7 protein-coding genes are annotated in these 7,460 nt (G+C 42.4%); 1 reads left to right on the top strand and 6 read right to left on the bottom strand.

The annotated features are described in order from the left end of the window. A partial coding sequence (locus ACEW8S_RS01105; RefSeq protein WP_373516349.1) for an SDR family NAD(P)-dependent oxidoreductase occupies positions 1-374 on the top strand: 374 nt, incomplete at its 5' end. On the opposite strand, the gene ACEW8S_RS01110 is transcribed toward ACEW8S_RS01105, so the two are convergent. From ACEW8S_RS01110 to menD, 6 genes are all read right to left on the bottom strand, one after another. Further along, entirely contained in the window at positions 367-2,334 is a 1,968-nt protein-coding gene (locus tag ACEW8S_RS01110; protein WP_373516350.1) for a sensor histidine kinase, read from the bottom strand. The genes ACEW8S_RS01105 and ACEW8S_RS01110 overlap by 8 nt on opposite strands. A 530-nt stretch (positions 2,335-2,864) precedes the next feature. Then, positions 2,865-3,620, bottom strand: a complete 756-nt coding sequence (locus tag ACEW8S_RS01115; protein ID WP_373516351.1) for a response regulator — start codon at positions 3,618-3,620, stop codon at positions 2,865-2,867. Positions 3,621-3,655: 35 nt separating this feature from the next. Continuing rightward, the gene (menA, locus tag ACEW8S_RS01120; protein ID WP_373516352.1) at positions 3,656-4,576 is read right to left on the bottom strand and encodes a 1,4-dihydroxy-2-naphthoate octaprenyltransferase; all 921 of its coding nucleotides are present in this window, start codon (positions 4,574-4,576) and stop codon (positions 3,656-3,658) included. Continuing rightward, positions 4,577-5,176: an SPOR domain-containing protein gene (locus ACEW8S_RS01125; RefSeq protein ID WP_373516353.1), complete on the bottom strand. Its 600-nt coding sequence runs from the start codon at positions 5,174-5,176 to the stop codon at positions 4,577-4,579. Positions 5,177-5,342: 166 nt separating this feature from the next. Then, the gene (locus ACEW8S_RS01130; protein WP_373516354.1) at positions 5,343-6,173 is read right to left on the bottom strand and encodes a S1 RNA-binding domain-containing protein; all 831 of its coding nucleotides are present in this window, start codon (positions 6,171-6,173) and stop codon (positions 5,343-5,345) included. A gap of 181 nt (positions 6,174-6,354) precedes the next feature. Then, on the bottom strand, positions 6,355-7,460 hold a 1,106-nt coding region (gene menD / locus ACEW8S_RS01135; RefSeq protein ID WP_373516355.1), incomplete at its 5' end, for a 2-succinyl-5-enolpyruvyl-6-hydroxy-3-cyclohexene-1-carboxylate synthase.

The following is a 7,460-nucleotide window of genomic DNA, read 5'->3' on the forward strand; positions in this document are numbered from 1 at the left end:
GTTTGATGGGCAAGTTTTCTTCGCCCCAACGCTCCGGTTATTGTGCCGCAAAGCATGCCTTACACGGATTTTTTGATGCCCTGCGAATGGAACATGAGTCGAACAACATCGGTGTAACCATGGTCTGCCCTGGTTTTGTGCGTACCAATGTGGCCAAAAACGCGCTCAAGGGCGATGGCAGTCCGAAAAACGAGGAAAGCGAATCCATTGCGAACGGTATTCCCGTGGCGGTCGCTGCGCAAAAAATCATCCGTGCCGTCGAACGTGAAAAATTTGAGGTCTATATGGGCCAAAAGGAAGTTTTCGGAGTGTATTTGAAACGATTTTTTCCTACACTTTTACACAAGGTCGTTTCGGGGCGGAAGGTTACCTGAAATTGAACCAATAGCGAACGCCATCCACCTTGTTATCGACGTTCAGGGTTGTTTGAAGCTGATTGGCCAAGCGGTTCATCAGGCGAATACCCATGGAAGTATTGATGCGTTCGTCAGTATCTTCGGGTAGACCGATGCCATTATCGGAATACTCGAAATAGCCTTCCCGATTTTCGGTCTTATGTATCTGAATGTTAATTTTACCCTTACCGTCATCCTCCGGAAAAGCATATTTAAAAGAGTTTGAAACCAGTTCGTTAAGAATAAGCCCAAAGGGAATCGCCCTGTCGATATCGAGTTCCACCGCTTCGGCATCGATGGTGATCTCGATATTATGGCCTCCCTTTCGGTAAACGGACTGAACACTGTTGATCAGGCTCTCGATATAACTTTGCATCTCGATGACGGAAAGATCCTCGTTCTGATATAGTTTTTGATGGATCAGCGCCATGGCCTTTACCCGGCTCTTGCCCTCTTCCAGTGCCTCGATGGCGGCCTTGCTTCTCGTATTTTTAGTCTGTAGGCTTAAAAGACTGGACACCATCTGCAAATTGTTCTTTACCCGGTGGTGAATTTCCTTTAAAAGGGAATCCTTTTCGACCAACGAGTTCTCGATAATATATTTCTGTTCGGCGATCAAGCGTTGGTTCTTGATACTTTTAAGGTAGGCATAGACAAGGCCGGCAAAGCCTAAAAGGGTGAAAAAGAAGGAAATAAGCACCAAATTACTGGTGCGTTCCTGGGCGAGCATCTCGCTTCGCGATTTTTCAAGGTCAAGCTTCTGCTGCGCCACCATCTTTCTTGAAAGCTCAAGGTCTTGTTGCATGACCGTGGCTAACTGTTGTTTCCGCAGTTCGGATTCGTTGCCGATGATCGAATCGCGTATGCGCAGGTTTTTTCTGAGATAGAACGCCGCATTTTTATAATCTTCTGTCTTTTCGTAATAAACGGATAACAGACGGTTTTTACGGAGCTGGTTGTCGGTAGTCCTGGTCTTCAGGTCATCGCTAAGGTAATCGGTAGCTTTGGCATAATTTTTCAATTGCAGGTAGCATTCGGAGATGGCCAGACTGTTTTCGGTTATTTCATCAGGTAGGGTGCCGTTGCCGAATTCCTTGATGATCGAGATGGCGCTTTCCAAATGTGGGATGGCGTCTTCATACTGTTGCAGTTGAACGTGACATTTGCCGATATTACCGTCGATCAGACCGTTCAACAAACTAGCCTCTACCAGTTCGTTTTTGTTTTTGCTGCGGGTAACATCGTTCAGGAAAACCGTAATAAAACTTTTGGCCTTTTTATAATTGCTCAAAGCGGTCGGAGTGGAATCGTCCAACCTCAAAAAATTTCCCAAGGTATTGTAATATTCCGCCTGGGCGTAAAAGTCATTTTCCTCAATGGTTCTTTTGACCTTTTCGATATAATCGCCCATAGCCCTTCTATACATCCCCAAATTGGAATAAATATCATAGAAGACCACATTATCCGTAATACCCAACTCACGAATCTCGTTTCTAACCTCTACCTGTTCGGGATACATGGCCAATTGCCCATAGTTATCGTCCATCAGATCCAGTAATTTGGATTTGAAATAGATATCGAATGTATCAATATTGGTGTGGAGGTCTTTCGCTATGGCCTGACTTTTGTCGTAATCGCCAAGATCAAAATAAATTCGGGAACGTACCAGCTCGTATTTTCTGATTTGATCGGTAGCGTCATCTTTGGTGGCGGCGTTTAGATATAGGTTCACTTCGTCGAGCCAATCGTATGTAGAATTTTCGCTATACCTATTTGGCGTATTGAAAAAGAAATTAAAGCGTTCGTCCGCGGATTCTAGATTTTGGAATTCGACAAAGGTATTCCGCTCCGTTTCCGGTTCTTGCTGAGCACTACTGAAAAGGGCACCCAAGAAACAGAGCAAAATAAGAAAAGTCTTCTTGCCTCGTAGTTTTTTCATATCGGTAAGCAGGGGCAAAGTCCAAAAATAGCGGTATTCGGCAGTTTTGGTAGTTTGTTTAGTCTGCCCATTTTTGGGTTTGGGGTCGATTTCACAAAAATAGAACGTTAACGGACAATTTCGACAATTCTTGTGGAAATCTTTCCTATGGGGATAACGAACCTGAAACACTTTTGTTGTGAAACCGTGTTGTTTATTTGAAAAGACCTCTGCCATGCCACCATTCATACCGTACACGCTTCAAGAATTAGGCAAATTAATAGAAAATCAGGACACAGTAAATTAAAAAGAGCCCTATCTGTTACGAAAAGGCCCTTTACGAGAACACTATATGAAAATGAAAATTTGTTTACGCTTTTATCGCAATACCGCTTTCAGTATCACGTCGCTAAACTATCCCATTTAGGGGTTTAGCGGAAAAATATGTTGTGAAAGGTCCAAAAGTTGTGGTGAAAAGTGTTAAAACCGTTATAACGCAAAAAAGGGACGCATAAAGCATCCCTTTTCAACCTATTTGTAATGCCATTTTTCTATGAATTCATGGCGGATATAATAAACTCCTTAAAATCCTTGGATATCGGAATAAGCGTATCCTTTATCATTATGTCCCTCGAATTGATGGCATCGATATGGTCAACGTTTACGATATAGGACTTATGGGCTCTATAGAATTTATTCTTGGGAAGTTTTTCCAAATAATCCTTTAATGGAGAGCGGACCAAAAATTTCTTATCCACTGTATTTACTTCTAGATATACATTATCCGCTTTAATAAAACGGATATCGGCAAACTGAATACGATAGTACAGGTGTTGCTTTTTGACGAATATGGAATCTTTGAGTACGGTATTCGACATCGCTACATCTTCATCGGCATCGGCATCGATGGCAGCTTTAGCCCTATCGGAATGCGTAAAATTAGAAAGTGCAATTTCAATGGAGGTATATAGATCCTGCTGCTCGAAAGGTTTTACCAAATAGCCATTGGGCTTCACCGATTTTGCGTTCTCGACGGTGGCCCTATCGGAGTTGGAGGTTACGAAAATAAAGGGAATATCGTAGTTTTCACGAATGTGCTTTCCAAGGTCGATACCTGTTTTATCCGAAGCCAAAATAATATCTATTAGTACCAAATCGACGTGTTGGTTCTTCAAAACTTCTTCTGCCTGTTCGTAAACGATAACATTGTCTACAATCTCATATCCGATTTCCTCGAGCATCGATTGCATATCATCGGCAATGATAACATTGTCCTCAACGATAAGAATTTTAATGGGTTGTTCCAAAATAGGTAGGGTTTAGTTGCTATTAAATCTTAAAATTACAAAAAAATATTACAATTAACGTACATGAGCACTGCCAAAAAAAAAGTACTCAAGGCTAGTTTCTTTAATTCCGGGTCAATTAAATCCGGAATATCTGTGCGATAAATCTTCCTTAAATGAAGGAATATAGGAATAAAGGCTATTAGGGGAAGGTAACTTAGAGGCTCTTCCCCGAAATTCAGAAATAGGAATACGACGATACAGACAAAGGCGAATACCAATAGAAAATAATGATATTTTTTTCCGTTCTCAAAACCCAGGTATACCACCAAGGTATTTTTTTTTGCTTTTTTATCGGAAGTGAAGTCCCTTAAATTATTGAGGTTAAGCACACCGGCACTGAGCAATCCTATGGCAGTGGCCGGTAAAAATGTCAACGGCACCACAAATTTCGTATATAAAAATAGGGTTCCCAAAACGGCTACCCATCCAAAAAAAAGCAATACAAATACATCGCCCAAACCTTTGTAACCGTATGCCGATGCCCCGATAGTATATTTTAAGGCGGCCCAAATACTGGCAGCACCTAAAATCAAGAACAAAATCGAAAAGAGGAGGTTCTGTGGGCCGAACGCGGCATAAATCAGGGCAATCACCAAAAGCGCGTCGATCACCACGGAAATCAAAATGCCCTTCTTTAATACTTTTCTTGTTAGTATACCACTTTGTAGCGCCCTTTTCGGACCAATGCGATCATCATTGTCGGTGCCCCTGACCCCATCGCCGTAATCATTGGCGAAATTCGAGGTAACCTGAAAACCGACGGTCGTAAACAATGAAAGTACAAAAATCAATACATCACTTTCACCGTAAAAATTAGCAAGGCCCGTACCTACCAAAACTCCGGAAATCGATAGCGGAAGTGTCCTTAATCTGGCTGCATTGAGCCATGGCCCGATTTTCTGCGAAAAACTCAATTATTCGGAATCTTCTATCTGAACCCGTTTTCCGTCTTTGTACGACGCCACAAAAGCATCTTGAAACCCGAGGTCGACCAATTGCTCCCTAAAGTTCTGGGCCTCTTTCAAGGTCTCAAAATTGCCCAGCGAATACGAATAAAAGGGATTCGCTTTTACGAACATCGTGTTGGTAAGCGCTTCGGAGGCCAAGGTCATGTTATTGTCAACAAAGGACTTTATCTGTACGGAATAAATTTTCTCTTTTTGCAGAAATTCCTTGGCCAAATAGAATTCCTTGACCAAACTCAATTCCTCGTTCTGCTGCTTTAAATTATTGATCCGCGATTTTATAGCATCTAAACTATCAATGGAGACCAAAAGGTTGCTCGGACTTTCATAATTGTTGGAGACACTTCTACCGGCAGTAAACGAAAATATAATCAGCGTACCGATAAGAAATAGGCCTGTAACACCGGCAAGGGCATTACGCTGAAGTTTGTTCTTACGTATCTCTCTGTTTTTGAACTTGACCTGATCGAGAAGACGTTCGTTGATGATCTGCGCCTTGTCTATATCTTTGTGCAATTCTAAAAGATCGCTTTCTTCTATAAATGGCATACTATTGTTTTTTCGGAATTATTTAACCCAAACCCCGGGTTCGTTGATAAAGTTAACCAAAATACCGAAAGATCAATGAAATACGCTCTCGGAAAGTTGCGAAAATAGCCATTTATGTAGTATAGAACGGTTTAAACGATGTTAAATATCAGTAGGATGTTGGTTTTCAAATCATTCGAATGCCATCGTGTTGAATCTCGATCTTACGCTCCTTATATAAGGTACCGATTCCTTTTTTAAAGGTTTTTTTGCTCATTTGGAGTTCTTTTTTGATGTGTTGGGGGTCAGATTTGTCGTGGAGCGGCAAAAATCCGCCATGCGCCATCAACCGCTCAAAGATTTTATTGGCGGCCGGTTCCAGGATTTTTTCTCCCAACGGTTGTAGGGAGACGTCTATTTTGTTATCGGGACGAATGTTCTTGATAAAGCCCTTGGTGGTATCCCCTACCGCTACACTTTTGAAAATTTCGTTGTGGTACACCAAACCTTTATGCAGATGGTTGATGATTAACTCCCACCCCAGATCGGTCATTCGGGTAAATAAAATTTCAACTTCTTCCCTTTCCCTGACCGTAAGGTCGTCATTGCTTAGAAACTTGTCGAGTTTGTTGGAGGCGACCAAACGGAAAGAGACATCATCTAGATAACAACGTACCACATACCACTGCCCCTCCTTCATTTTTTCGCGTTGTTCACTAAAGGGCACTAAAAGATGCTTTTCAAGTCCCCAATCCATAAACGCCCCGATATTGTTGACCTCCACTACCTTCAACAAGGCAAATTTATGCCGGATTACGGTAGGCGTCAACGTAGCGGCGATCGGTCTTTCCTCATAATCCAAATAACAGAACACGTTTAACATATCGCCTATTTCCGTGTCTTTTGGTACGTATTTGTTCGGCAATAGTATCTCGACGCCGGTCTTGCTGCCCAGAAAAAGACCCACGCTTGTATCGCGTAATACCTCAAGTTCATTGTAATTTCCCAATTCTATCATAACGTAAAAATAAGACTTAAAAAAAACCGGCCACGATCTGTGAACGGTCAGTTATCTTTTTGTAGGTGCTATTTATGAACTTGTTTTGGTTATTTCACCTCCGGCCGGGGTCTCGAGGGCCGATTACAAGGAAAAATGGAAAAACAAATCCCGGCTATTGGTTAATGAACACGTTTTGAGTTCAATCATAAATCGAAGATATAAAATCGAAGTAACCAAGCAAAATTTTGTCGTTCAATATTCTAGGGGTATGAACCTCAAGTACTTTTGGATGGGTCGAGGAAGCATAGAATTCCGATAACTCCGCTTTCAGACTTTCCGCATCACCCGCCGAACTATATTCAAAACCAAATTGCTTACTCAAGTGTTCGGCGTCCAGTTGGTGGGCCGTCTCAAAAAAGCGCTGGAAATTCTCGGTATCTTCCTTTCCCGGTAGAATCCTGAAAATACCGCCTCCGTTATTGTTGATGAGGATGATGCGAAAATCGGGACGCACGTAATTGTTCCACAATCCGTTGCTATCATAAAAAAAACTCAAGTCGCCCGTAATCAGTACGGTAGGATTTTCAGCATATACCGAAGAACCCACTGCGGTCGAGGTACAGCCATCTATACCACTGGTTCCGCGGTTGCAGAATACCTTCAACGATGGGTGCAGGTCGAACAATTGGGCATAGCGCACTGTTGAGCTGTTCGCCAAGTGCACCTGATATCCTTCGGGGATACCGGCCAAAAGAACATTAAAAGCCGACATATCGGAAAAGGGGATGCTATCGATATACGCCTTGCGTTTTTCTTGATACCCGTTTCTTATGGTATCCCAATAGGAAAAATAATCGCTTGCTTTGGACTTCACAACCGGAAAAAACTGTCGGAAGAACGGCTCGGCCGCCATTTTAAAATGATGGTTCAACGAGTAAAAAGTATCATAGGCCTTCAACGCATCGATGTGCCAGTGATGTCTGGGTCTGTACTCCCGGAGAAAAGCCTTTATTTTTTTCGATATTACCAGTCCCCCGAACGTGAGCAAAATTTCGGGCCTTAGTTTTTCGAAAAGCGCGTCATGGTTGTCCAGTTTTTCAATAGGCGCCAAAATACTGTCGATACTGGCAAAAAATTTCGGATGATGAAGATTGGATGTGGTCTCGGTGAATACGATGACCGAAGAATCTTTAGTGAGCTGATCTAAAAATCGCTTTTCGACCGCATTGGGGGGATTGACACCCACAAGCACCATCTTTCGCTCCGATACGTCCCACACATCGACAAAGCTTTGGATATCAGTAA

Source organism: Pricia sp., from assembly GCF_041745955.1.
Classification (GTDB): domain Bacteria; phylum Bacteroidota; class Bacteroidia; order Flavobacteriales; family Flavobacteriaceae; genus Pricia.

Excerpts from the sequence above, each read along its gene's own strand:
- ACEW8S_RS01125 (WP_373516353.1), bottom strand. The coding sequence starts at position 5,176 with ATGCCATTTATAGAAGAAAGCGATCTTTTAGAATTGCACAAAGATATA.
- ACEW8S_RS01130 (WP_373516354.1), bottom strand. The coding sequence starts at position 6,173 with ATGATAGAATTGGGAAATTACAATGAACTTGAGGTATTACGCGATACA.
- ACEW8S_RS01110 (WP_373516350.1), bottom strand. The coding sequence starts at position 2,334 with ATGAAAAAACTACGAGGCAAGAAGACTTTTCTTATTTTGCTCTGTTTC.